This is a genomic window from Streptomyces sp. NBC_00576, assembly GCF_036345175.1.
In the GTDB taxonomy this organism is placed as follows: Bacteria; Actinomycetota; Actinomycetes; order Streptomycetales; family Streptomycetaceae; genus Streptomyces.
The window spans coordinates 1,700,992-1,726,816 of record NZ_CP107780.1 but is presented as its reverse complement, the minus strand read 5'-3'; the positions used below and the strand labels follow the sequence as shown (position 1 = coordinate 1,726,816).

At 69.8% G+C, this 25,825-nt stretch carries 19 protein-coding genes and 3 pseudogenes; 19 read left to right on the top strand and 3 right to left on the bottom strand.

Features of this window, described 5'->3' with window-relative positions; translation table 11 throughout:
* The first annotated feature begins 2 nt into the window (after positions 1-2).
* The 14 genes and pseudogenes from OG734_RS07330 to OG734_RS07265 all read left to right on the top strand — a co-directional run bounded on the left by OG734_RS07330 (position 3) and on the right by OG734_RS07265 (position 17,959).
* Positions 3-1,577 carry a sugar ABC transporter ATP-binding protein gene (locus OG734_RS07330; protein WP_330286649.1) on the top strand — a complete coding sequence of 525 codons (1,575 nt, stop codon included), beginning with the start codon at positions 3-5 and terminating at the stop codon, positions 1,575-1,577.
* Positions 1,574-2,593 carry an ABC transporter permease gene (locus OG734_RS07325; RefSeq protein ID WP_330286648.1) on the top strand — a complete coding sequence of 340 codons (1,020 nt, stop codon included), beginning with the start codon at positions 1,574-1,576 and terminating at the stop codon, positions 2,591-2,593. The genes OG734_RS07330 and OG734_RS07325 overlap by 4 nt, the downstream gene beginning before the upstream one ends.
* Before the next feature lie 17 nt (positions 2,594-2,610).
* Positions 2,611-3,660: a substrate-binding domain-containing protein gene (locus tag OG734_RS07320; protein WP_330286647.1), complete on the top strand. Its 1,050-nt coding sequence runs from the start codon at positions 2,611-2,613 to the stop codon at positions 3,658-3,660.
* Between the two features lie 129 nt (positions 3,661-3,789).
* Positions 3,790-5,025 (top strand): Gfo/Idh/MocA family protein, encoded by a 1,236-nt coding sequence (locus tag OG734_RS07315; RefSeq protein WP_330286646.1) that lies wholly within the window; start codon positions 3,790-3,792, stop codon positions 5,023-5,025.
* A 15-nt stretch (positions 5,026-5,040) separates the two neighbouring features.
* Positions 5,041-6,045: a sugar phosphate isomerase/epimerase family protein gene (locus OG734_RS07310; protein ID WP_330286645.1), complete on the top strand. Its 1,005-nt coding sequence runs from the start codon at positions 5,041-5,043 to the stop codon at positions 6,043-6,045.
* Positions 6,046-6,128: 83 nt separating this feature from the next.
* A complete protein-coding gene (locus tag OG734_RS07305) occupies positions 6,129-8,642 on the top strand; it encodes a PQQ-dependent sugar dehydrogenase (protein WP_330286644.1) in 2,514 nt (837 codons plus the stop codon).
* Between the two features lie 12 nt (positions 8,643-8,654).
* Positions 8,655-10,013: a ThuA domain-containing protein gene (locus OG734_RS07300; protein ID WP_330286643.1), complete on the top strand. Its 1,359-nt coding sequence runs from the start codon at positions 8,655-8,657 to the stop codon at positions 10,011-10,013.
* Between the two features lie 108 nt (positions 10,014-10,121).
* A pseudogene (locus OG734_RS07295) lies at positions 10,122-11,282 on the top strand (inositol-3-phosphate synthase); the annotation flags it as partial.
* 224 nt (positions 11,283-11,506) lie between these two features.
* Positions 11,507-12,664: a sugar phosphate isomerase/epimerase family protein gene (locus OG734_RS07290; protein ID WP_330286641.1), complete on the top strand. Its 1,158-nt coding sequence runs from the start codon at positions 11,507-11,509 to the stop codon at positions 12,662-12,664.
* Entirely contained in the window at positions 12,661-13,335 is a 675-nt protein-coding gene (locus OG734_RS07285) for an EboA domain-containing protein (protein ID WP_330286640.1), read from the top strand. The genes OG734_RS07290 and OG734_RS07285 overlap by 4 nt, the downstream gene beginning before the upstream one ends.
* Positions 13,335-14,183, top strand: a complete 849-nt coding sequence (locus OG734_RS07280; protein ID WP_330286639.1) for a TatD family hydrolase — start codon at positions 13,335-13,337, stop codon at positions 14,181-14,183. Before OG734_RS07285 ends, OG734_RS07280 begins: the two co-directional genes overlap by 1 nt.
* Before the next feature lie 3 nt (positions 14,184-14,186).
* Positions 14,187-15,356 (top strand): metabolite traffic protein EboE, encoded by a 1,170-nt coding sequence (gene eboE, locus OG734_RS07275; protein WP_330286638.1) that lies wholly within the window; start codon positions 14,187-14,189, stop codon positions 15,354-15,356.
* Positions 15,353-16,858 (top strand): nucleotide pyrophosphatase/phosphodiesterase family protein, encoded by a 1,506-nt coding sequence (locus OG734_RS07270; RefSeq protein ID WP_330286637.1) that lies wholly within the window; start codon positions 15,353-15,355, stop codon positions 16,856-16,858. The genes eboE and OG734_RS07270 overlap by 4 nt, the downstream gene beginning before the upstream one ends.
* A 60-nt stretch (positions 16,859-16,918) precedes the next feature.
* Positions 16,919-17,959, top strand: coding sequence for a sugar phosphate isomerase/epimerase family protein (locus OG734_RS07265; RefSeq protein ID WP_330286636.1), 1,041 nt, complete (start codon positions 16,919-16,921; stop codon positions 17,957-17,959).
* A gap of 74 nt (positions 17,960-18,033) precedes the next feature.
* On the opposite strand, the pseudogene OG734_RS07260 reads toward OG734_RS07265, so the two are convergent.
* Both OG734_RS07260 and OG734_RS07255 read right to left on the bottom strand, forming a co-directional pair.
* Positions 18,034-18,282: pseudogene (locus tag OG734_RS07260) on the bottom strand (MFS transporter); the annotation flags it as partial.
* Between the two features lie 272 nt (positions 18,283-18,554).
* Entirely contained in the window at positions 18,555-19,946 is a 1,392-nt protein-coding gene (locus OG734_RS07255) for an OFA family MFS transporter (protein WP_330293592.1), read from the bottom strand.
* 326 nt (positions 19,947-20,272) lie between these two features.
* Here OG734_RS07255 and OG734_RS07250 point away from each other — a divergent pair.
* The 4 genes and pseudogenes from OG734_RS07250 to OG734_RS07235 all read left to right on the top strand — a co-directional run.
* Positions 20,273-20,473: pseudogene (locus OG734_RS07250) on the top strand (succinate--CoA ligase subunit alpha); the annotation flags it as partial.
* Positions 20,474-20,566: 93 nt separating this feature from the next.
* On the top strand, positions 20,567-22,123 hold the full coding sequence (locus tag OG734_RS07245) for an aldehyde dehydrogenase family protein (protein ID WP_330286635.1): 1,557 nt from the start codon (positions 20,567-20,569) through the stop codon (positions 22,121-22,123).
* A gap of 95 nt (positions 22,124-22,218) precedes the next feature.
* Positions 22,219-23,448 carry a formyl-CoA transferase gene (frc, locus tag OG734_RS07240; protein ID WP_330286634.1) on the top strand — a complete coding sequence of 410 codons (1,230 nt, stop codon included), beginning with the start codon at positions 22,219-22,221 and terminating at the stop codon, positions 23,446-23,448.
* A 103-nt stretch (positions 23,449-23,551) separates the two neighbouring features.
* Positions 23,552-24,115: a beta-class carbonic anhydrase gene (locus OG734_RS07235; RefSeq protein ID WP_330286633.1), complete on the top strand. Its 564-nt coding sequence runs from the start codon at positions 23,552-23,554 to the stop codon at positions 24,113-24,115.
* 16 nt (positions 24,116-24,131) lie between these two features.
* On the opposite strand, the gene OG734_RS07230 is transcribed toward OG734_RS07235, so the two are convergent.
* Positions 24,132-24,824, bottom strand: coding sequence for a GntR family transcriptional regulator (locus OG734_RS07230; protein ID WP_330286632.1), 693 nt, complete (start codon positions 24,822-24,824; stop codon positions 24,132-24,134).
* Between the two features lie 202 nt (positions 24,825-25,026).
* Here OG734_RS07230 and OG734_RS07225 point away from each other — a divergent pair, with 202 nt between their 5' ends.
* Positions 25,027-25,797: an acyl-CoA dehydrogenase family protein gene (locus OG734_RS07225; RefSeq protein ID WP_330286631.1), complete on the top strand. Its 771-nt coding sequence runs from the start codon at positions 25,027-25,029 to the stop codon at positions 25,795-25,797.
* The last annotated feature ends 28 nt before the right edge of the window (positions 25,798-25,825 follow it).

Below are 25,825 nucleotides of genomic sequence, written 5' to 3'. Positions count from 1 at the left end.
TCATGGCACCAGAACCACCGCTGCTCAGCATGTCCGGCATCACCAAGTCGTTCCCCGGCGTCCGGGCCCTCGACGGCGTCGACCTCGACGTCCAGGCCGGTGAAGTGCACTGTCTGCTCGGCCAGAACGGCGCCGGGAAGTCCACGCTCATCAAGGTCCTGGCCGGCGCCCACCAGCCCGACGACGGCACCATCAGTTGGCGCGGCGAGCCGGTCACCCTGCGCTCGCCCATCGCCGCAATGCGCCTCGGCATAGCCACCATCTACCAGGAACTCGACCTGGTGGAGCACCTGTCGGTGGCCGAGAACGTCCACCTGGGTCACGAACCCACGACCGCCGGATTCGTCGTACGGGGGAAGGCCGCGAAAGCGTCAACTGCCCTACTGCTCAAGCGACTTGGACATCCAGAGGTCGATCCGGGCCGTCTGGTCGGGGAGTTGTCGGCGGCGCAGCAGCAGATCGTGTCGATGGCGCGGGCGCTCTCCCACGACGTACGGCTGATCGTCATGGACGAGCCCTCCGCCGCGCTCGACCCGGAGGAGGTCGACAACCTCTTCCGCATCGTCGGCGACCTGACCACCGACGGGGTCGCCGTCGTCTACATCTCACACCGTCTGGAGGAGATCCGCCGTATCGGCGACCGCGTGACCGTCCTCAAGGACGGCCGGGCGGTGGCGGGCGGGCTGCCCGCGAAGTCCACGCCGACCCGCGAGGTCGTCGCCCTGATGACGGGCCGCAACGTCGAGTACGTCTTCCCGGAGCGCCCCGCGCCGAAGGACGCGGGCGCCGCACCGGTTCTCGAAGTCCAGGGGCTGGCCAGACAGGGCGAGTTCGCGCCCGTCGACCTCTCCGTGCGACCCGGCGAGATCGTCGGACTGGCGGGCCTGGTCGGGTCCGGGCGCTCGGAGATCCTGGAAACCATCTATGGCGCCCGTAAGCCGACGGCCGGTCAAGTCCTCGTCGACGGACTGGTGTTGAAGCCGGGCAGTGTACGAGCCGCAGTGCGTGCCGGGCTCGGGCTCGCCCCGGAGGAACGCAAGGCACAGGCCCTGCTGATGCTGGAGTCCGTCACCCGCAATGTGTCGGTCTCCTCCATGTCCCGCTTCGCACGCGGCGGTTGGATCAACCGGGGCGCCGAACTGGGCGCCGCCCGCGCCGCCACCCGTGAGCTGTCGCTGCGGCCCGACAACCCCTCCGTACCCGTCCGCACCCTCTCCGGCGGCAACCAGCAGAAGGCCGTCCTGGCCCGCTGGCTGCTGGGCGGCTGCCGCGTCCTGCTGCTCGACGAACCGACCCGGGGCGTCGACGTCGGTGCCCGAGCCGAGCTGTACGCGGTGATCCGCCGCCTCGCCGACGAGGGCCTCGCCGTCCTGCTGGTCTCCAGCGAAGTGCCCGAAGTGCTCGGCCTCGCCGACCGTGTCCTGGTACTGCGCGAGGGCCAGGTCGTCCATACGGCACCCGCCTGGGAACTCGACGAACACCGCGTGCTCGACCTTGTGATGGAAGGAGCCCCCGTGGCCAGTGGAAGCTCTGTGGCCGGCAGCTCTGCGGCCGGTGAAAGGGGCCCGGCATCATGACGCAACCCGTGTCCCCGCCGCGCAGCAGCACCGACAAGGTCCCGTCGGCCGGTCAACTCCCCGCCTGGAGAGGCATGGTGGCCCGCGCCGATGTCCGCACCCTCTCCCTCCTCGGTGTCCTGGCCGCGCTGATCGTCGTCGGCGGCATCACCAAGCCCGACGAGTTCCTCGACACCCGCAACCTCCAACTCGTCCTCACCCAGGCCTCGGTGATCGGCGTCGTCACCGTCGGTATGACCTTCGTCATCATGTCGGGTGGCATCGATCTGTCGGTCGGCGCGATCGTCGCCCTCTCCTCGGTGTGGGCGACCACCGTCGCCACCCAGGAGTACGGCTTCGCCGGCATCCTCTTCACCGCGGTGCTCGTCGGAGTGGGCTGCGGACTGGTCAACGGGCTGCTCATCGCGTACGGCGGGATGGTCCCGTTCATCGCCACGCTCGCCATGCTGGCCTCGGCGCGCGGACTCGCCCTCCAGATCACGGACGGCGCGACGCAGATCGTCACGATCAACAGCGTTCTCGACCTGGGCGAGCGTGAGGCGTACATCCTCGGCATCCCGCCGTTGGTGCTGGTCTTCGCGGTAGTGACGATCCTCGGCTGGCTGATCCTGAACCGCACCACCTTCGGCCGCCGCACGGTCGCCGTGGGAGGCAACGCGGAGGCGGCCCGCCTGGCCGGCATCGACGTACGCCGCCAGCGCCTCTACCTCTACCTCCTGTCCGGACTGTGCTGCGGGATCGCCGCCTTCCTGCTGATCATCCTGACCGGCTCGGGTCAGAACACCAACGGCAACCTGTACGAGCTCGACGCCATCGCCGCCGCGATCATCGGCGGCACCCTGCTCAGCGGAGGCCGCGGCACCATCGTCGGCTCCGTCCTGGGCGTCCTGATCTTCATCACCATCACCAACATCTTCTCCCTGAACAACCTGCAGAGCGATGTGCAGCAGATCGCCAAGGGCGCGATCATCGTCGTCGCCGTGCTCGTCCAGCGCCGTACCGCCAGCACGACCTGAGGGAAGGGTTCACCGCCATGCCAGAGCCGACGCCTTTCACCAGCCGCAGAGGGCTGCTCTTCGGAACCGCCGCCGTCGGGGCGGGAGTCCTGCTCGCCGGTTGCACCAGCAACGAGCCCGATGACGAGCCCGCTGCGAACGACGACCAGCCGGCCGCCGCAGACACCCCCGGCAAGGCCGTCACCATCGGCTTCGCCGGACCCCAGGCCGACCACGGCTGGCTCAACGCGATCAACGACAACGCCAAGAGCCGGGCGAAGAAGTACTCCGACGTGACGCTGGAGATCACCGAGGGCGCGAACGACACCGCCGCACAGATCGGCCAGATCGAGACGCTGATCAACAAGAAGGTCGACGTGCTGGTGATCCTGCCCGCCGACGGCAAGGCGCTCACCCAGGTCGGTCTGAAGGCGATGCGCGCCGGCATCCCGGTCGTCAACCTGGACCGGATCTTCAACACCCCGCAGGCGTACCGCTGTTGGATAGGCGGCGACAACTACGGCATGGGACTCAACGCCGGTCACTACATCGGCGAGCAGCTCAAGGACGTGGACGACGCCAAGGTCATCGAACTCGCGGGCCTCGACAACCTGGAACTGACCAAGCAGCGCACCCAGGGTTTCGACGACGCCCTGAAGAACTACCCGAACATCAAGAAGGTAGCCCGCCAGGCCGCCGAGTTCACGGTCGAGTCGGGCCAGGCCAAGATGTCCCAACTCCTCCAGGCCCAGCCCAAGTTCGACGCGGTGTGGAACCACGACGACGACCAGGGCGTGGGCGCGCTGCGGGCGATCGAACAGGCCGGCCGCGACGACTTCCTGATGGTCGGCGGGGCGGGCGCCCTCTCCGCCTTCCAGGCCATCAAGCAGGACAACGGCGTCCTGAAGGCGACGGTGCTCTATCCGCCCACGATGGCCGCGTCGGCGATCGACCTGGCCCGAGCGCTGGGCCAGGGCAAGGGGGTGAGCGGCCTCTCCGAGTTCGAGATCCCGTCCTCCCTGACGCTCTACTCGGCGGTGGTCGACAAGACCAACGTCGACCAGTACATGCCGACCGGCTTCAAGTAGAGGCAACGGGCCAGGGCCGCGCCCCAAAGGGCCGCGGGGAACTGCGCGACCAGCCACGATGCGCCCGCAGGCGACACACCGCGCTGCCTGCGGAGCGCTTGGCGCCACCACCACGAGGAGGACATCCGCATGGGACAGCCGCAGGCAGACGCCGCCGAGACCGGGAAACCGGCGTTGGGCGTCGGCATGGTCGGGTACGCGTTCATGGGCGCCGCCCACTCCCAGGGCTGGCGCACCGTGGGTCATGTCTTCGATCTGCCACGGCGCCCGGCACTCGCCGCGATCTGCGGCCGGGACGCCGGTGCCGTCCGAGCGGCAGCGAACCGGTACGGCTGGGCGGCGGCCGAAACCGACTGGCGTGCCCTGATCGAACGGGACGACGTCGACCTCGTCGACATCTGCACCCCCGGCGACAGCCACGCCGAGATCGCCCTCGCCGCCCTCGCCGCGGGCAAACACGTACTGTGCGAGAAGCCTCTCGCGAACACCGTCGAGGAAGCCGTGGCGATGACGGCGGCGGCCGAAGAGGCCGAACAACGCGGTCAGTTGGCGATGGTCGGCTTCAACTACCGTCGGCTGCCGGCCACCGCGCTCGCCCGTTCCATGGTCGCCGAGGGCAGGCTCGGCAGCCTGCGGCACGTACGGGTGACGTACCTTCAGGACTGGCTGGTGGACCCGGAGTTCCCGCTCACCTGGCGACTGCGCAAGGAGACGGCCGGATCGGGCGCGCTCGGCGACCTGGGTGCCCACATCGTCGACCTCGCCCAGTACCTCGTGGGCGAACCGCTCGCCGGAGTCTCCGCCCTCACCGAAACCTTCGTACGGGAACGCCCGTTGCCCGGCGGTCCCACCAGTGGCCTGACCGCCGCCGCGACCGCCGGCGTCGGACAGGTCACCGTGGACGACGCCGCCGTGTTCACCGGCCGTTTCGCCTCGGGTGCCCTCGCCTCCTTCGAGGCCACCCGGTACGCGACCGGCCGCAAGAACGCCCTGCGCATCGAACTCAACGGCGAACACGGTTCGTTGGCCTTCGACCTGGAACGCCTCAACGAACTCGAGTTCCACGACGGCACCGAACCCGGCACCCACGCGGGCTTCCGCCGTATCCTCGTCACCGAACCCGACCACCCCTATCTGGACGCCTGGTGGCCACCGGGTCACGGCCTCGGCTACGAGCACAGCTTCGTCCACCAGGCCCGCGACCTCGTCCACGCGATCGCAGCGGGCAACCGGCCCCGGCCGTCCTTCGCGGAGGGCCTCCAGGTGCAACGCGTTTTGGCGGCGGTCGAGGAGAGCGCGGAGAAGAACTCCGTCTACACGCCCATAGCGGGCTCACCCGTATCGGTTTCACCCCTGTCGGACTGAGGAGGCTCGACGAGTATGCCGCGCGATTTCACACTTTTCACCGGCCAGTGGGCCGACCTGCCCCTCGAAGAGGTCTGTCGCCTCGCTCGTGACTTCGGCTACGACGGACTCGAACTCGCCTGCTGGGGCGACCACTTCGAGGTCGACAAGGCACTCGCGGACCCCTCCTATCTGGCGGGCCGCCACCAACTCCTCGACAAGTACGGCCTCAAGTGCTGGGCGATCTCCAACCACCTGGTCGGCCAGGCCGTCTGCGACGCCATCATCGACGAACGGCACCAGGCGATCCTGCCCGCCCGCATCTGGGGCGACGGCGACGCGGAGGGCGTACGGCAGCGGGCGGCGGCCGAGATCGCCGACACCGCGCGGGCCGCCGCCGCCTTCGGGGTCGACACCGTCATCGGCTTCACCGGCTCCGCGATCTGGCACCTGGTCGCGATGTTCCCGCCCGCCCCCGAGTCGATGATCGACCGCGGCTACCAGGACTTCGCCGACCGCTGGAACCCCATCCTCGACGTCTTCGACGCCCAGGGCGTGCGCTTCGCACACGAGGTCCACCCGAGCGAGATCGCCTACGACTACTGGACAACCCAGCGCGCTCTGGAGGCAGTCGACCACCGGCCCGCCTTCGGGCTGAACTTCGACCCCTCGCACTTCGTGTGGCAGGACCTCGACCCGGTCGGCTTCCTGTGGGACTTCCGCGACCGGATCTACCACGTCGACTGCAAGGAGGCCCGCAAGCGGCTCGACGGCCGCAACGGCCGCCTCGGCTCGCATCTGCCCTGGGGTGACCCGCGCCGCGGCTGGGACTTCGTGTCGGCCGGCCACGGCGACGTCCCCTGGGAGGACGTCTTCCGCATGCTGCGTTCCATCGACTACCGGGGCCCCATCTCCGTGGAGTGGGAGGACGCCGGCATGGACCGGCTCCAGGGCGCACCCGAGGCACTGACCCGCCTCAAGGCGTACGACTTCGACCCGCCGTCGGCCTCGTTCGACGCGGCGTTCGGCAGCAACGACTGAGCTGCTCCTGAATGTTCCGGGGTGACGGCGCACCCCGGCGTATCGCACCCGCATGTACCACGAGCTCCATTCTGGAGGCATTCGTGCACGCGAAAGATCGCACCACCCGCACCGGCAGTATCGGGAGTCGCAGACGAAACCCCGGAGTCCGCAGAGCGCTCGCCCTGTTCACCGGCGCGCTGCTCGCAGGAGCGTCACTGACCCTGGTCGCACCCCAGGCCGGCGCAGCCGTCGCCGACCCGGCGGGAGCCCCCGCGGCGGCTGCCGCCGAGGACTTCCAGCAGGTCACCCTGGCCAAGGGCGAACCGGAGGTCGGCGAGCCCATGTCGCTCGCAGTCCTCCCCGACCGCTCGGTCCTGCACACCTCGCGCGACGGCGAACTCCGCATCACCGACGCCGCCGGAAACACCCGGCTCGCGGGCAAGCTCGACGTCTACTCCCACGACGAAGAGGGCCTCCAAGGCATCGGTGTGGACCCGCAGTTCAGCACCAACCGCTTCATCTACCTCTACTACGCACCCCCGTTGAACACCCCGGCGGGTGACGCCCCCGAGACGGGCACCGCCGCCGACTTCGCGCCCTTCGACGGCGTCAACAGGCTCTCCCGGTTCGTCCTCAACGCCGACGGCACCCTGAACAACGCGAGCGAGAAGAAGATCCTCGACGTCCCGGCCTCACGCGGACTGTGCTGCCATGTCGGCGGCGACATCGACTTCGACGCGGCGGGCAACCTGTACCTGTCGACCGGCGACGACACCAACCCCTTCCAGTCGGACGGCTTCACGCCCATCGACGAGCGCGCGAATCGCAACCCGGCCTTCGACGCCCAGCGTTCGGCCGGCAACACCAACGACCTCCGCGGCAAGATCCTGCGCGTCAAGGTCAACGCGGACGGCTCGTACACCGTCCCCGACGGCAACCTGTTCACGCCCGGCACGGACAAGACGCGCCCCGAGATCTACGCGATGGGCTTCCGCAACCCGTTCCGCTTCAGCGTCGACAAGGCGACCAGCATCCTCTACATCGGCGAGTACGGACCGGACGCGGGCGCGGCCGACCCGGCCCGAGGCCCTGCGGGCCAGGTCGAGTTCGCCCGCGTCACCGGCCCAGGCAACTTCGGCTGGCCGTACTGCACCGGCGCCAACGACCCGTACGTGGACTACGACTTCGCGACCGGGACATCGGGCGCCGCCTTCGACTGCGCGGCCCCGAAGAACAACTCCCCCCACAACACCGGCCTGACCGACCTTCCCCCGGCGCAGGCCGCCTGGATCCCGTACAACGGCGCGTCCGTACCGGAGTTCGGCGACGGCTCCGAGTCGCCTATGGGCGGCCCGGTCTACCACTACGACGCCTCGCTCGACTCCCCGGTCAAGTTCCCGCAGGCGTACGACGGCGACTTCTTCGCCGGTGAGTTCGGCCGCCAGTGGATCAAGCGGATCACCAGCGACGACAACGGGACCGTCCAGTCCATCAACGACATTCCGTGGACCGGCACCCAGGTGATGGACATGGCCTTCGGCCCGGACGGCGCGCTGTACGTCCTCGACTACGGCATCTCGTGGTTCGGCGGCGACGAGCACTCCGCCCTGTACCGCATCGAGAACGCCACCGACGGCCACTCCCCGGTGGCACAGGCCGCCGCGGACGTGACCTCCGGACAGGCCCCGCTGAAGGTGAAGTTCTCCTCAGCGGGCACCACCGACCAGGACGGCGACGCCCTCACGTACAGCTGGGACTTCGGCGACGGCGGAACATCGACCTCGGCGAACCCCTCCCACAAGTACAAGAAGAACGGGACGTACACGGCGACGGTGACCGCCAAGGACACCACCGGCCGCACGGGCGGCGCGAGCGTCCAGGTCGTGGTCGGCAACACGGCGCCCAAGGTGATCCTCCAACTCCCGCAGGACGGACAGCTGTTCGCGTTCGGAGACGCGATCCCGTTCAAGGTGAAGGTCACCGACCGGGAGGACGGCCGGACCATCGACTGCTCCAAGGTCCAGGTCACCTTCATCCTCGGTCACGACAGCCACGGCCACCCGCAGACCTCGGCGAACGGCTGCTCCGGCACCATCCAGACCAGCGCCGACGGCGGCCACGACCCGAACGCCAACATCTTCGGGGTCTTCGACGCCCAGTACACCGACCTCGGAGGCGGCGGCCAGGCACCCCTGACCACGCATGACCAGAACGTCATCCAGCCCACCCACCGCCAGGCCGAGCACTTCAACAACTCCTCGGGCACAGCGGTGAGTTCACGGGTGTCCGCGAACGGAGGCAAGACGGTCGGCGACATCGACAACGGCGACTGGATCGCCTTCACGCCGTACGTCCTGAGCAACGCCAAGTCGCTCACGGCACGCGTCGCCTCGGCCGGCGCGGGCGGCAAGCTGGAGATCCGCGCGGGTTCCCCGACCGGCAAGGTGCTGGGCCGCGCGACCGTACCGGCGACCGGCGGCTGGGACACCTACCAGGACGTCACCGCCAAACTTTCCCACGCCCCACAGGGCACGACCACGCTCTACCTGGTCTTCAAGGGAGCCGCGAGCGGCGACCTGTACGAGGTGGACGACTTCGCCTTCACCACGGGCTGAGGGGAGTGAGCCATGCGATCAACAGGACGAACCGTCACCGCTGTTGTGGGCACGGCACTTCTCCTTGGAAGCGTGTCGACCCCGGCCGCCTCCAAGCCCGCACCACGGCAAGCCGACCGGGTACTGGTCTTCTCCAAGACGGCGGCCTTCCGGCACGACTCCATCCCTGACGGCGTCACGGCGCTCAAGGAGCTCGGCGCGAGCGCCGGCTTCAGGGTCGACGCGACCGAGGACGCGGCGGCGTTCAACCCGGCGAACCTCCGCCGGTACGCCGCGGTCGTCTTCCTGTCGACGACCGGCGATGTACTGACGGACCGTCAACAGGCGTCGTTCGAGAGTTACATCCACCACGGCGGCGGCTATGTGGGCATCCATGCGGCGGCCGACACGGAGTACGACTGGGCGTTCTACGGCGGCCTCGTCGGCGCCTACTTCCAGGGGCACCCGGCGATCCAGCCGGCCCGGACGGTGGTGGAGGACCGCGCCCACCCGGCGACCTCGGATCTGGGCGCGGACTGGAACCGTACCGACGAGTGGTACAACTACCGTTCCAATCCCCGGAGTTCGGTGCGTGTCCTGGCCTCCCTCGACGAGTCGTCGTACACCGGCGGCACGATGAACGGCGACCACCCGATCTCCTGGTGCCACAACTACGCGGGCGGCCGCTCCTTCTACACCGGCGTCGGCCACCTGTCGTCCGCGTACACCGAACCGGCGCTCCGGCAGCACCTGTTGGGCGGACTCCGCTGGGCCACCGGCAAGGCCCAGGCGGACTGCCGTCCGGAGAACGGCTACCAGTCGCTCTTCGACGGCACCTCACAGGAAGGGTGGAGGCAGGCGGGGCCGGGCACCTTCACCGTCTCCGACGACGGCACGCTGACGTCGTCCGGCGGCATGGGCCTGCTCTGGTACGCCGACCGGAGCTTCGGCGCCTACTCGCTGAAGCTCGACTGGAAGGCCCGCGGGGACGACAACTCCGGTGTGTTCGTGGGCTTCCCGCCCTCGGGCGACCCGTGGTCGGCGGTCGACAAGGGCTACGAGATCCAGATCGACGCGACCGACGCCCCCGACCGCACCACCGGGGCCGTGTACGGCTTCCGCTCCGCCGACCTGAGGAAGCGCGACCGCGCGCTGAATCCGCCGGGGGAGTGGAACACGTACGAGATCCGCGTGGAGGGCGAACGGCTCCGCGTCTGGCTCAACGGCGTGCAGATCAACGATTTCACCAACACCGATCCCACCCGCAGCCTGCGGGACGGTCACGTCGGCATTCAGAACCACGGAGCCGACGACCAGGTGTCCTTCCGTGACATCCGGATCAAGGAACTGCCCGCGAACGCGCCGGCGAGCCCGGCCGCCACGGGCGACTGAGCGGCGGCGGGCGGGGGACGCCGGACCTCCGCCCGCCGCCTTCCTCCCCTCTCGGCCTGCTGCCGGAGGGCGTGAACACCGTGAACGACAAGGAGGCTGCCCATGTCCATGTCCACGTTGTCGTCTCATCCTCGAACTCGTGTGGGGGTATGGCTGATCGGAGCCCGCGGCTCCGTCGCCACCACCGTCGTCGCGGGCTGCGCCGCCGTGACAGCGGGACTGCACAGTCCCACCGGCATGGTCACCGAAACACCCCCGTTCACGGACTGCGACCTCCCACCTCTCTCCGCCCTCGTCTTCGGCGGCCACGACACCGTCGACTGCCCGCTGCCCAAACGCGCCGAGGCACTGACAGCGGCCGGCGTCCTCCCGTACGGCCTCCCGTCGGCGATCGCCTCCGAACTGGCCGCCGCGGACCGGGAGATCAGGCCCGGCGGCCCTGCTCCCGGCGACACCACCCGAACCCCGGACGAGCTGGTAGCGGCCTTCGCCGCGGACATCCAGGACTTCGTACGACGCCACGACCTGGCCCGAGCCGTCGTGGTGAACGTCGCCTCCACGGAGCCGACCCCGGCCGGCACCGCACTCCCGCCGAGCTCGCTGTACGCGGCGGCGGCCCTGCGCGCGGGCTGCCCGTACGTCAACTTCACACCGTCGACAGGGCTGCACCACCCCGCGCTGGCCCACACGGCGGCGACGAGCGGTCTGCCCTACGTGGGCCGGGACGGCAAAACGGGCCAGACACTGCTCAGGTCGGTCCTCGGCCCGATGTTCACGCAACGGGCACTGGAGGTGCGCGCCTGGTCGGGCACCAACCTCCTCGGCGGGGGAGACGGCGCGTCCCTCGCCGACCCCTCCGCGGCGGCGGCGAAGAACGCCGGCAAGGAACGGGTCCTCACCGACACCCTCGGCACGACACCGCAGGGCGTGGTCCACATCGACGACGTCCCGTCCCTCGGCGACTGGAAGACCGCGTGGGACCACATCGCCTTCGACGGCTTCCTCGGCACCCGCATGATCCTCCAGACCACCTGGCAGGGCTGCGACTCGGCCCTGGCGGCCCCCCTGATCCTCGACCTGGCCCGCCTCACCGCCCGCGCCCACGAAACCGGCCTCTCCGGCCCCATGAGCGAGCTCGGCTTCTACTTCAAGGACCCGATGGGAGACGGCCCGGCGGGGCTGGGGGAGCAGTACACGGCACTGGTGGGGTTCGCGGCGCGGCTGCGGGGAGAGTCGGGGGGACCGGCGGAGCTCTCAGGACCGGCGGGGCTGTCGGGACCGGCGGGGCTGCCGGGACTGGCGGGGCTCTCAGGACCGGCGGGGCTCTCAGGACCGGCGGGGCTGCCGGGACCGGCAGGGCTCTCAGGACTGGCGGGGCTGTCGGACAAGCGGTCGGGCGGGGACGCGGGCACCCGGGCAGAGGGCCACCGGCCGAGCGGGCCCCTGGGCGAGCGCCCCGGCGACCGACCGGACGTCGGCGACAGGGAACGCCGGTGAGCCCCCGACCCGGCGCGACACCCCGAGACAGCGCACGGGACCGGGGCAAGCCACGGGACCGGGGCAACCGGGAACGCGCCCGGTCCAGGGCCCCATACGACTCCGCCTCCACCCCCTCCACCCCCCTCCGCTTCGGCTACGGAACCAACGGCCTCGCCGACCTCCGCCTCGACGACGCCCTCGGCCTGCTCGCCGACCTCGGCTACGACGGCGTCGGCCTGACCCTCGACCACATGCATCTCGACCCGCTCGCCCCCGACCTCCCCGCCCGCACCCGGCAGATCGCCCGCCGCCTGAACACCCTCGGTCTGGACGTCACCGTGGAGACCGGCGCCCGCTATGTACTCGACCCACGCCGCAAACACGGCCCCTCGCTACTCGACCCGGACCCGGACGACCGCTCACGACGCGTCGACCTCCTGCTCAGGGCCGTCCGAGTCGCCGCGGACCTCACCGCTCACGCCGTGCACTGCTTCAGCGGCATCACCCCCGCCGCCACGGACCCGGACACCGCCTGGCACCGCCTAACCGAAACCCTCGCCCCCGTCCTGGACGCCGCCACCACAGCCGGCGTTCCGCTCGCGATCGAACCCGAACCCGGCCATCTGCTCGCCACCATCGCCGACTTCCACCGCCTCCGCCACGCACTCGACGACCCCGAGGCCCTCGGCCTCACCCTCGACATCGGTCACTGCCAGTGCCTCGAACCCCTCCCTCCCGCCGACTGCGTCCGCGCCGCCGCACCCTGGCTGCGGCACGTCCAGATCGAGGACATGCGCCGCGGAGTCCACGAACACCTCCCCTTCGGCGAGGGAGAGATCGACTTCCCGCCCGTACTCGCCGCGCTGGCCGCCACCGGCTACCAGGGCCTGACCGTCGTGGAACTCCCGCGCCACTCCCACGCGGGCCCCCACTACGCCGAACACTCCCTCCGCTTCCTGCGCGGCACAGTCCGCGCCACCCAGGCCCCTTCCGTCGGCTCCTCCGAGACCGCAGATCCGACCGCCACTGCGCCCCGGCCCACCAAGGCCCCGCAGACCACCCCTCCGCATGCCGCCACCTCGATCGCCACAACCCCGACGGCCGCTGCCCTCACCTCCTTCACCACTCCGGCCAAGCACTCCGCCACCCCAGCCGAAGGGAGCACCCCATGACCCAGCCCCACCCAGGCCCGGGCACCCCTGCGGCCGACAGCCACCACTCCTTCCCCCTCACTCCGCCGGCCGACCTCCGCACACAGGTCACCGCCCACCTCGGCGAAGCCGCCCGCGCCTGGCTCACCCTCGCGCTGGACGAGGCAGCCGCCCGCTCCGGCACCCACGGCCCCATCTCCACCTGGGAGTTGCGCCTCGCCGAAGCCGGCCGCCGCTGCGGCACCGACCATGCGGACGCCGTACGCGTCCTGATCCTGCACGCAGCCCACGCCGACCCGGACGCCCTCACCCGGGTCTACCGACAGGGCACCGCCGCCGAACGCCGAGCCGTCCTGCACGCCCTGCCCCACCTGGTGCCCGGCCCCGAGGCCCTCCCCCTCGTCGAGGACGCCCTGCGCACCAACGACACCCGCCTCGTCGCCGCAGCCGTCGGCCCGTACGCCGCCCGTCACCTTGACGCCCACAACTGGCGCCACGCCGTGCTGAAGTGCCTGTTCACCGGAGTACCCGTCGACACCGTGGCCGACCTCCACCACCGGGCCCGGGCCGACACGGAACTCGCCCGCATGCTCGACGACTACGCCGCCGAACGAGTCGCCGCCGGCCGCCCCGTCCCCGAGGACCTGCACCGCGTCCTGGCCCTGACGGCGTCCGAAGCCAAGGAGTCCTGATGCGCATCTTCGACCCCCACATCCACATGACGTCACGGACCACCGACGACTACCAGGCCATGTACACCGCAGGTGTCCGCGCCGTCGTCGAACCCTCCTTCTGGCTCGGCCAGCCACGTACCTCACCCGCCTCCTTCTTCGACTACTTCGACTCCCTCCTGGGCTGGGAACCCTTCCGCGCCGCCCAGTACGGCATCGCCCACCACTGCACGATCGCCCTCAACCCCAAGGAGGCGGGCGACCCCCGCTGCACCCCCGTCCTCGACGAACTGCCCCGGTATCTCGCCAAGGACCGCGTCGTCGCCGTCGGCGAGATCGGCTACGACTCCATGACTCCGGCCGAGGACACCGCCTTCGCCGCCCAGCTCCAGCTCGCCGCCGACCACGGGCTGCCCGCGCTCGTCCACACCCCGCACCGCGACAAGCTCGCCGGCCTGCGCCGCACCCTCGACGTCGTACAGGAGTCCGCCCTGCCCCCGGAACGCGTCCTGGTCGACCACCTCAACGAGACCACCGTCAAGGAAGCCAAGGACAGCGGCTGCTGGCTCGGCTTCTCGGTCTATCCGGAGACCAAGATGGACGAGGAACGGATGGTCGCGATCCTCCGCAACTACGGCCCTGAGCAGGTGCTGGTCAACTCCGCGGCCGACTGGGGCAGAAGCGACCCCCTCAAGACCCGCAAGGTCGGCGACCTGATGCTGGCGGAAGGCTTCACCGAGGACGACGTCGACCGCGTCCTGTGGCGCAATCCGGTCGCCTTCTACGGGCTCAGCGGCCGGCTGGACCTCGATGTCGACGCGACCGACGCCACCCACGAGGGCAACTCCGTACTGCGCGGCGGGGAGTGACCGATGCGCTTCCGCCACCCCGACGGCTCCACCGTCCACCTCGCCTACTGCACCAACGTCCACCCCGCCGAAACACTCGACGGCGTACTCGCCCAACTCCGCGACTACTGCGAACCCGTACGCCGACGCCTCGGCCGCGACCGCCTCGGCATCGGCCTGTGGCTGGCCAGGGACGCCGCCCACGCCCTGGTCACCGACCCCTCCGCCCTGCGCGGCCTGCGCACAGAACTCGACCGGCGCGGCCTCGAAGTCGTCACCCTCAACGGCTTCCCGTACGAGGGCTTCGGCGCCGAAGAGGTCAAGTACCGCGTCTACAAACCGGACTGGGCCGATCCCGAGCGGCTCGCCCACACCACCGACCTGGCCCGGGTCCTCGCCGGTCTGCTCCCCGACGACGTCACCGAAGGCAGCATCTCCACCCTGCCGCTCGCCTGGCGCACCGTCCACGACGGCGAGCGCGCGGCCACTGCCCTGGCCGCCCTGGTCACCCTCGCGGAACGCCTCGACGCCCTCGCCGAACTCACCGGCCGCTCCATCCGTATCGGCCTGGAACCGGAACCCGGCTGCACCGTCGAGACCACCGCCGACGCCATCGCCCCGCTCACCGAGATCGGCCACGACCGCATCGGCATCTGTGTCGACACCTGTCACCTCGCCACCTCCTTCGAAGATCCGCACACCGCCCTGGACGCGCTCACTCAGGCCCGCGTCCCCGTCGTCAAGTCCCAGCTCTCAGCCGCCCTGCACGCCGAACACCCCCATCTCCCCGAAGTCCGCGAGGCACTCGCCGCCTTCGACGAACCCCGCTTCCTGCACCAGACCCGCACGGCCACCGCCGCCGGACTGCGCGGCACGGACGACCTCGGCGAGGCCCTCCACACCGACGCCCTGCCCGACGCCTCCCCCTGGCGCGCCCACTTCCATGTCCCGCTCCACGCGGCCCCCGCCGCGCCCCTCACCTCCACGCTCCCCGTGCTCAAGTCCGCGCTGACCCGCCTCGTCGGCGGCCCGCACCCCCTCACCCGGCATCTGGAGGTCGAGACCTACACCTGGCAGGCCCTCCCGCCCGAGCTGCGGCCCCGCGCCCGCCCCCAGCTCGCCGACGGCATCACCGCCGAACTCGCCCTGGCCCGCGATCTGTTGACCGACCTGGGCCTGAAGGAGCTGCCATGAGCCTCCATCCCGCCCACGAAGACCCCGCCCACGAAGACCCCGCCCACGAAGACCCAGGCCATGAAGCCCCCGCACCTCCGGAGGCACCAGTACCTCCAGAGCTCGTATCTCCGGAGCCGGTATCTCTCGACCCCGTACCCCTCCTCGTCCTGGACGTCGTAGGCCTCACCCCCCGTCTCCTCGACCACATGCCCCGGCTCAAAGCCCTCGGCCAATCCGGCTCCCGTGCCCCGCTGGGTACCGTCCTGCCCGCCGTCACCTGCGCCGCCCAGTCCACTTTCCTGACCGGCACCCTGCCTTCGGAGCACGGCATCGTCGGCAACGGCTGGTACTTCCGTGAACTCGGCGACGTACTCCTGTGGCGCCAGCACAACGGTCTCGTCGCCGGCGACAAGCTGTGGGACGCCGCCCGCCGCGCGCACCCCGGCTACACGGTCGCCAATATCTGCTGGTGGTACGCCATGGGTGCCGACACCGACATCACCGTCACTCCCCGTCCCGTCTACTACTCCGACGGCCGCAAGGAACCCGACTGCTACACCAGGCCCCCGGCCCTGCACGACGAACTCACCGCAGAGTTCGGCACGTTCCCCCTGTTCCACTTCTGGGGCCCCGGCGCCGACCTCACCTCCAGCCGCTGGATCATCGACGCGACCCGGCACATCCTGCGCACCCGCCACCCCGACCTGGCCCTGTGCTACCTCCCCCATCTCGACTACGACCTGCAGCGCTTCGGCCCCGACGACCCGCGCTCCCTGAAGGCGGCCGCCGACCTGGACGCGGCCCTGGCTCCGCTCCTGGACGACGCCCGGGCCGAAGGCCGAACCGTCGTCGCGCTGTCCGAGTACGGCATCACCCGCGTCGACAGGCCCGTCGACATCAACCGGACCCTGCGACGCGCCGGACTGCTCGAAGTGCACACCCAGGACGGCATGGAGTACCTCGACCCGATGACGTCACGCGCCTTCGCCGTCGCCGACCACCAGATCGCCCACGTCTACGTCCGGCGACCGGAAGATCTGGAGACTGTCAAAGAAGCGCTCGCCGATCTGCCCGGGATCGAGCAACTCCTCGACGACGAGGGCAAGAAGACCCACCATCTCGACCATCCGCGCTCCGGCGAACTCGTCGCCGTGGCGGAGCCGGACGCCTGGTTCACGTACTACTACTGGCTCGACGACGCCCGCGCGCCCGACTTCGCACAGCTCGTCGAGATCCACCGCAAACCCGGATACGACCCGGTCGAACTCTTCATGGATCCGCTCGACCCGTTCGTCAAGGTCAAGGCGGCCACCGCACTGGCCCGCAAGAAGCTCGGCCTGCGTTACCGCATGGCGGTCGTGCCCCTGGACCCCTCGCCTATTCGCGGCAGCCATGGCCGCCTCCCGACGAGCGACGACGACGGTCCGCTCCTCATCTGCTCCACCCCCCGTGCCGTCGACGGCCGCATCGCGGCCACCGATGTGAAGTCACTCCTGCTCCAACTGGCCGGTCTCTCCTGACTGGTCACAAGTGAAGCACCCACCACTGACAACGCCTTCCGATCCAGAGGAGTTCCAGGCATGAGCCGCACCCACCACACGGACCCCGAACTCACCCACCGCCTCAGCAGACGAGGAATGCTCGGCGTGGCCGCGGGCGCCACCGCCGCCGCACTGCTGGGCGCCGCCGCGGCCCCCGCGGGCGCAGCCACCGAGACAGCGTCCGCCGCCGCGGGCCGGGGCCGTCCCGTCCTGCCGCCCGGCCGGCTCGGCATCCAGCTGTACAGCCTCCGCGACAAGGTCTCCACGCTGGGCTTCGCACCCGTCTTCGCCGAGCTGAAGAAGTACGGGTACGACGAGGTCGAGTTCGCCGGATACACCCAGGGTTCCGCGGGCCCCATCACCCTCGCCCAGCTCAAGCGACTGGCGCGCGACCACGGCCTGAACCCGATCGGCAGCCACGTCGGCTACTACGCCGACGACCCGAACGCGTACACCTTCGCGCAGAACCTCGACAAGGTCCTCGACGACGCCCAGGCCCTCGGTCTCAAGCACATCGGCACCGCCTCCGGCCCGTTCCGCTACGGCTCCACCGTCGACGCCTGGAAGCGGGCGGCGGAGGAGTTCAACACCTACGGCGCGGCGGCCAGGGCGCGCGGCATGAAGTTCTACCAGCACAACCACTCCGAGGAGTTCTCCTTCGCCACCGACAACCCGAAGGTCCGGCTCTACGACGTACTGCTCGCCGAGACCGACCCCAAGCTCGTGTACCTGGAGATGGACATCTTCTGGGCGTACTCGGGCCAGTTCCGCTTCTCCAAGCGCCCCGACGGCACACCGGCGCCGTTCGAGCCGCTCGACTACGTACTCAAGCAGCCCCACCGCTACCCGCTCTTCCATGTGAAGGACGGCGTGAGCGACCCGGGCAACCAGTACGGCTACCGCATGACCGACGTCGGCGACGGAGACATCGACTACCAGCGGTTCATCTCCGGCGTCACCCGGCTGCATGGTGAGCGTCTGGCCCACCACTGGCAGGCCGAGCACGACAACCCGGCCGAGTCCTTCACCTTCGCGCGCCGTTCCAGCGCGCATCTCCACTCGCTGCGCGAGAAGTGCTGACGCAGTCGGCGTACACATGAGGAGGCCCTCCCGGAACGGCGCATCCCGGGAGGGCCTCCTCACGCGCGCGTCCGTCATCCAGCGGGCTGCGGCTCCGCGGTCCGGGCAGCCGTGGTGCGACCCGGCTGCCGCAGCAGCAGGGCGATCCCCGCCGCCACCATGGAGACGGCGCCGGCCAGGGCGTAGGCGCCGTCGTATCCCCAGGCCGCGACCACCATGGAGCCGAGGCCGCCGCCGAACAGGCCGCTGATCAGCTTTCCGCTGTACACCAGCCCGTAGTTGGAGGCGTTGTAGTTCTCCCAGAAGTAGTTAGGGGTGATGGCCATCATGGCGATCCACGGCAGATACACCATGAGCTTGCGGGAGTGACCGAGGATGTCCCGGTCGGTCTCGCCCACGCGGTAGACGCGGCCGCCTGAGTCGGTCACTTCTCGGTAGGGACGGTGTGCGGCTCGGGGTTCGGTCGACGAACTGTTCGTCGTATTGCTCGTATCCCTCGTACGGCTCGTCTTGCTCGTCGAACTGTTCGTCGCGATGGGATCTGACGTCATGTCAGGCTGATTCCTCCGTGTCAGGCCGTTTCCTTGCCGATGCGTCAGGCCATTTCCTCGCCGAGCGGTTGGGGGTTGGGGGAGACCCGGCGGTCGGCCGCCGGCCTGCCGGGCGCCTTCAGGAACACCGCCAGTACCGCGGAGGCCAGGCCGATGCAGCCGGCCAGGACGAACGCGCCCTCGTAGTCCCAGTGGTCGACGACGATCGCGCCGACTCCGGAGCCGACGAGGCCGGAGATGAGTTTCGAGCTGTAGACCATTCCGTAGTTGGAGGCGTTGTTGTTCTCACCGAAGTAGTCCGCGGTCATGGCCGCGAACAGCGGGAAGATCGCCCCGCCGCCGAAGCCGGACACCATGGAGCAGAACAGGAAGAACGGCATGCTGCCCATCTGGCCGGAGGCCAGCACGCCGAACTGGGCCGTGCCCAGCACCAGACACACGATGATCAGCGTGTTGCGTCGCCCGTAGCGGTCGGATATCCAGCCGATGACACCGCGGCCGGTGCCGTTGACGATGGCCTTCAGGGACATCGCCGTGGCCACGATCCCGCCCGCGAAGCCCATGTCCTTGCCGAACGGCACCTGGAAGGCGATACCGAAGATGTTGATGCCGGCGGTGCACAGCAGGCAGAACCACATCATCCACAGGACGGGCTGACGGGCCGCCTCCCTCGGGACGTACTGCTTGACCGCCGGCGGGTTCTTCTCCAGGGCCCGGCGGATCTTCGGGTCGTCCGTGGCCTTGAGCGGGTCGACGTGCGCGGGCCACCAGTTCTTCGGCGGGTCCTTGAAGAACCAGCCGGCCGATGCCACGACCAGGCACAGTCCGACGCCTACGCAGGCGAGCACGGTCTGGTAGTTGCTCAGGTCCATGTACGAGGTGAACAGGAACACGAAGGGCACCGAGCCGTAGGCGAACCCGCCGTTGACGAAGCCGGTCTTGCCGCCCTTGCGCTCCGGATACCACTTGCCGACCATGTTGACGCAGGTCGCGTAGACGAGACCGGCGCCGATACCGCTGCACATGCCGAAGCCGAAGTAGGCCACGAGCACGTTCGGCGCGTACGCCAGTGAGAGGTAGCCGAGCATGGTGCCGACCGCGCCGATCATCATCGCCGTACGGGCGGGCAGTTTGCCGCTCTCCCGCAACTGACCGGCGGGGAAGGCCACGGCCGCCTGGAAGAACACCCAGACGCCCATCAGCCAGAAGATGTGCCCGCTGTCCCACAGATGGGCCTCGTGGAGGGTGTCCTCCGCGGACGTGAACGCGTATTCGGCGGAGCTGATGCCCATCATGCCGATCCACGGCAGGATGACCATCCACTTACGCCTTCGGCCCATGATGTCGACGTCGGATTCCCCGATGCGGTACATGCGGCCGTTGTGGTCCGTCACCTCCCGGTACGGGAGGGACGTCGAGTAGTCGATGGTTGTCATCTTGGTCAAGACTCCTTGCGTCGAAAGATCTGGCCAGCGCCCCCTGTCCAAATGCCTTTCGTGCGCGCATGGGTCCCGGGGCCGGCCGACGCGCACCGTCGGACGCCCCCTGTGCCTGGTTACGTCATGAACCGCCCCCCAACAGCTGGGTCACCTTGTTTGGCATATTGCATACAGTCGACGAATACTGTATGAAGATTGTTATCCCGCATTCGATGGGTGATGTCCAGGGGGCGTGCAGCACTTTTAAGACGGGAGCCGAATCATGGACCTGTACGAGCATCAAGCCCGCGGACTCTTCGAAGAACACGGCATCCTCGTGCCGAGGGCGGGTCGCCGGATTCACCACGCCCGAGGGCAGAACCATGGGGCACGCGGGCGCCATCGTGTCCGGTTCGGCGATCGCGGCTCAGGCGAAGAAGGAAGCACTGGAGGCGGTCGGCGTCCAGGTCGCAAACACCCCGACCGAGACGGCCCGCCTCGTGCTCGCCCTGCTGGAAGCCGAACAGGACGCCACCCACGACTGACAGGCGGTGACTGCCGGACCAACCGGCGCCACGCCACTCCTGTCCCCTTCACACCCCCCGCCCCCGACTGTGCACCGAGAGCGGAGACACCGAATGACCACCACCCTCAACTCCACCCACCTCGTGGTGAAGTCCGGTACGTCCTGGACCGACGCCTGGCAGCGATGCCTCGCCGTCGCCCCGGAGGCGTTCCGCGACGACCGCGTCCTCAACCTCTGGAACTCCGCCTGGCAGGCGGACGGCCGGGCCCTGCCCGCCACCAGCCCCGTCGACGGCAGCCCGATCGCCGGACCGCCGCGCCTGGACCGGGACGCCGCCCACCACGCCGTACGTGCCTCCCTCGACCAGCACCGGGCCTGGCGGCACGTCCCGCTCGACGAGCGCCGCGCCCGCGTCGCGGCCACCCTCGACGCCCTCACCCAGCACCGCGAACTTCTCGCACTCCTGCTCGTCTGGGAGATCGGCAAGCCGTGGCGGCTCGCGCAGGCGGACGTCGACCGGGCCATCGACGGTGTGCGCTGGTACGTAGACGGCATCGAGCCGATGGTCGCCGACCGGGTGCCGCTGGACGGGCCGGTGTCCAACATCGCCAGCTGGAACTACCCGATGAGCGTGCTCGTTCACGCACTACTGGTACAGGCACTGGCAGGCAACGCGGTCATCGCCAAGACCCCGACCGACGGCGGTGTCGCCTGTCTGACCCTGGCCTGCGCGCTCGCCGCCCGTGAGGGGATTCCCGTCACCCTCGTCAGCGGCAGCGGGGGAGAGCTGTCCGAGGCGCTGGTGCGGGCGCCCGAGATCGGCTGCGTCTCCTTCGTCGGCGGTCGCGACACCGGCGCCGCGGTCGCCACGGCCGTCGCCGACCTCGGCAAGCGCCACGTCCTCGAACAGGAAGGGCTCAACACCTGGGGCATCTGGAACTACTCGGACTGGGACACCCTCAAGGCCGTCGTCCCCAAGCTCTTCGACTACGGCAAGCAGCGCTGCACGGCGTACCCGCGCTTCGTCGTCCAGCGGCACCTGTTCGACGACTTCCTGGCGGCCTACCTCCCGGCGGTGCGCACCCTGCGTGTGGGGCACCCACTCGCCGTCGAGAAGGCCGACGACCCCTACCCGGCACTGGACTTCGGGCCCGTGATCAACGCGGCCAAGGCGAAGGGCCTGCACGACCAGATCGCCGAGGCCATCGCCCGGGGTGCCGTCCCCCTGCACCGCGCCAGTGAGGCCGACGCCCGCTTCCTGCCCGGCCAGGACACCTCGGCGTACGTCCAGCCGGTCACCCTCCTGGGCCCGCCGCCGTCCTCGCCGCTGCATCACGCGGAGCCGTTCGGGCCGGTCGACACCATCGTCCTGGTCGACACGGAGGCGGAGCTGCTGGCCGCGATGAACGCCTCCAACGGCGCGCTGGTGGCCACCCTGTCCACGGACGACCGGGCGACCTACGACCGGCTCGCCCCGCAGATCCGCGCGTTCAAGGTCGGCCACGGCAAGCCGCGTTCACGGGGCGACCGCGACGAGCTGTTCGGCGGGTTCGGCGCGTCCTGGCGCGGGGCATTCGTCGGCGGCGAGCTGCTGGTGCGCGCGGTGACCCAGGGACCGGCGGGAGAGCGGCTGCCCGGCAACTTCCCGGAGTACCAGCTCATGCCGTGACAGGCGGCCGGGCGGCGCCCGTGCGGGGGCGCCGCCCTCCGGACATCGCGTGACATCGCACGCATACACGTCGACGTACAAGTGAGGTGGCGATCATGACGAAGGCTCTTGAGGGGATTCGTGTTCTGGACATGACGCATGTGCAGTCCGGTCCGTCGGCGACGCAGTTGCTGGGGTGGCTGGGTGCGGATGTGGTGAAGGTGGAGGCTCCGGGTGGGGACGTCACGCGGGGGCAGTTGCGGGATGTGCCGGAGGTGGACTCCCTGTATTTCACGATGCTGAACTGCAACAAGCGCAGTGTCACGCTGAATACGAAGACGGGGCGGGGCCGGGAGATCCTGACGGAGCTGATCCGGCGTTCGGATGTGCTGGTGGAGAATTTCGGGCCGGGTGCGGTGGAGCGGATGGGTTTCTCCTGGGAGCGGATCAGGGAGATCAATCCGCGGATCGTGTATGCGTCGATCAAGGGGTTCGGGGAGGGCCCGTACACGGGTTTCAAGGCGTACGAGGTGGTGGCGCAGGCGATGGGCGGGTCGATGGCGACCACCGGTTTCGAGGACGGGCCGCCGATGGCGACGGGTGCGCAGATCGGGGATTCCGGGACGGGTATTCATGCGGTGGCGGGGATCCTGGCGGCGTTGTTCCAGCGGGAGTCGACGGGGCGCGGTCAGCGGGTGAACGTGGCGATGCAGCACGCGGTGCTCAACCTGTGCCGGGTGAAACTGCGGGATCAGCAGCGTCTGGCCCACGGTCCGCTCCCGGAGTATCCGACCGAGGACTTCGGGGACGAGGTGCCGCGTTCGGGCAACGCCTCGGGTGGCGGTCAGCCGGGCTGGGCGGTGCGGTGCGCGCCGGGTGGCCCCAACGACTATGTGTACGTCATCGTCCAGCCGCCCGGCTGGAAGCCTCTGGCGGCGCTGATCGGGCGGCCCGAACTCGCCGACGACCCAGAATGGGCCACACCGGAGGCCCGGCTGCCGAAACTGGCGAAAATGTTCCAGCTGATCGAGGAATGGACCCTCACGCTGCCCAAGTGGGAGGTCCTGGAACGGCTGAACGCGCACACCGTTCCGTGCGGGCCGATCCTGTCGACCAAGGAGATCATCGAGGACTCCTCTCTCGCCGCGAACGACATGATCGTCACCGTCGGGCATCCCGAGCGCGGTGCCTTCACCACGGTCGGTAATCCCCTCAAACTCTCCGACTCCCCCACCCACATCACCACCCCGCCCCTCCTCGGCGAACACACCGAAGAAATCCTCATCGGCGAACTCGGCCTCGGAGACGAAGAACTCCACCTCCTCAGGGCACAGGGCGTGATCTGACCGGCGGCGGCCGACGCCGCTCCCACTCCGTCCCGGGCGTGGCGCAGACCGCCGTGCCCGGGACGGCTCCCGTTCGAATCCGACCGGAGTGAGGCAGCCCAGCATGTCGACAAACGCACCCCGTTTCGCCCAGCCTGCCCGCAGCGCACCCGGCCCCGGCACAGGGATCAAGACGGTCACCGACCGGCTCGTGGAGTCCAACCGCGCCTACGCCGCCGGTTTCGCCGACCCGGGAATGGACGCCCGCCCCGTACTCCAGGTGGCCGTCGTGGCCTGTATGGACGCCCGCATCGACCTGCACGCCGCCCTCGGTCTGGAACTCGGCGACTGCCACACCGTCCGCAACGCCGGCGGCGTCGTCACCGACGACACGATCCGCTCCCTGACGATCAGTCAACGTGCCCTGGGTACCCGCAGTGTCGTCCTCATCCACCACACAGGCTGCGGTCTCCAGACCCTGACCGAGGACTTCCGGCACGAACTGGAGCTGGAGGTCGGACAGCGCCCGGCATGGGCCGTGGAGGCGTTCCGGGACGTCGACCAGGACGTGCGCCAGTCGATGCAGCGGGTGCGCACCTCGCCGTTCCTGCCGCACACGGACGACGTCCGGGGCTTCGTCTTCGACGTGACGACCGGGCTGCTGCGGGAGATCGACCCGCGCTCGTGAACCTCCGTTGCCGTCGTCACGTGCTGCGGTCGGTCAGCGCGGCGATCTGCTCGCAGTAGAAGTCGGTGGTGTTGGCGGTGTGCCGGCGCATGAGCTCTTCGGCGCGGTCCGGGTCTCCGTCGGCGATGGCCTCGATGATCCGTGCGTGCTCGCTCCAGGCGTCCGTGCCCCGGGGCCTGGCGATGGGCATGTAGTACCAGCGCACGCGCCGGTCGACCTGGGGGATGAGTTCGGCCAGGACCGCGTTGCGGGAAAGGTGCGTGATGTGGGCGTGGAGGGCCGCGTTGGCCTCCACGATGGCCCGGGCGTCGCCGGCCGCGAGCGCCGTGAGGCCGATCTGCTGGAGTTGCCAGAGCCGGGCGACGTCGCCGGCAGTGGCGTGCTCGGCGGCGCCACGAGCGGAGTGCGTCTCCAGGATGGCCCGGACGCTGAGCAGTTGGGCGCACTCGTCGGGCGTGGGGGAGTGGACGAAGGCGCCCTGTGCGGGCCGCAGGTCGACCCAACCGGCGGTGTGCAGCCGCTGGAGGGCTTCGCGGATGGGCTGGCGGCTCACGCCGAGATGCTCGGCCAGGTCGGCTTCGACCAGGTGCTGACCGGGCTTGAGCGAGCCGTTGATGATCAGTTCGGTCAGGGTGTCGTAGACGGCCTGGCGCAGCGGGGCGGGCCGGGGGATCGGGCTGCGCGCTGCCACGGTGGGTGTGTCGGGCATGGACCCTCTCCCTCGTTCGACTGCTGACGGCAAGCGGGCGAACAGCAACGACGAACATCGACTACGGGATACTGAGTTTAGTATGCAATAGCCATTCGTGGACCATGCTGGCAGGGTCGTGGAAATTTGACCCCTTCCAACCTCTGGTGCCCATCGAGCGCGTACAGAATACTGTATGCAATAACTCCGAGGGGGTCACTCCGTGTCGTACCGCACCGCTCTCGCAGCAGTCCTGGCCCGTGCCGTCGCGCCCTGCGCCGAAGTCACCGGCGCGGAGGGCAGGTTCCCCCGTGGCGCAGTGACGGCCTTCGGGGCCACCGGGCTGCTGGGACTCACCGTCTCCACCGAGTTCGGCGGCGCCGGACTGGGCCTGCCGGAAGCCGCCGACGTGGTGGCCCGGACGGCGCGGGTCTGCCCGGCAACGGCGGCCGTCCTCCGGTCCCACTACGCGGCGGTCGCCGTCATCGAGTCGTACGGCAGCCCCTGGGTGCGCGGCGAGATCGCCGCCGGACGCCACCTCGGCAGCCTCGCCCTCATCGAGGACGACACCGGCGGCGAACAGGAGACGGAGGCCCAACTGCTCATGCCGCACTGCACGGCCGTCCGCTCCGGTGGTGTGGTCGCCCTGCGTGCGCGCAAATGCCGGGTGGTCGCGGCGGGGGAGGCCGACAGTTACGTCTGGTCCTCCCGGCCGCTCGGCATGCCGGACGGACTCAGTCTCTGGGGGGTTCCGGCGCACGCGCCTGACCTGTACGTGCCGGCTCGCCCCGACGCCGCGGGGCCGCCGGGCAGCGCCACGTCCACAGTGTTCGCCGACCCGGTGCTGGTGCCCTCGGACGCCCGGCTCGGTCCGGACGGGGGTGGGGGCGACCTTGTGCTGGGCACGGTCCTGCCGTGGCTGTTCGAACTGGGGGCCGCAGCCAGTACGGGGGCGCACCATTTCACGCCCGCCGACTCTCTCGCGCCGTCCTGAACTCCAGCCTGCGGAGGGCCCGTTCAGA